1 protein-coding gene is annotated in these 502 nt (G+C 42.8%); it reads right to left on the bottom strand.

Annotated features, from left to right (window positions below):
• Nucleotides 1-502: MFS transporter (locus tag R8O11_RS31715; RefSeq protein WP_318195450.1), on the bottom strand; the 502-nt coding region annotated here is incomplete at both ends.

Genomic DNA, 502 nt, shown 5'->3' with positions numbered 1-502 from the left:
GACCAATAACATTGGAACTAAAAACCAAATAGATGTTTGAGCCCAAAAGACACCAAACCCACCAGCCAAAAACAGTATCGATGCGATCCACAACAAAGATGTTTGCGTTCGTCCTTTACCCAGCAAAAATTTATTCAACAAGCTGCCAACAAATGTACCTAAGCCAAGTACAACGCCACTGTATCCAAATTCCGATGAGCTAAAACCTAACGCCTCAAATGTGAAAGCACCTAATTGGTAGTAAGAAAACAATGCGATATTGTAGAGCGCAACTAATAACGTCGATTGCCAGATTTGCGCATCTCTCAGCATTCGCCCCAGAAGTGAACCCATATTCAAAGGCTGTTTCTGAATTTGTGTCTCTGGCAGTTTGAAAACGTTGTAAACAAACAAGCCTAACGCCATGACAAACAGTGTAAAAAAGACGGTTTGATAGCCGCCCAATGCGGTTAACTGGCCGCCGAGCAACATGCCAATCACCGGACTGACAGAAATTCCTATT

Source organism: Vibrio sp. 1288 (assembly GCF_033344475.1).
The sequence above is the reverse complement of the archived record's forward strand: the minus strand, read 5'-3'. Positions and strand labels throughout refer to the sequence as shown.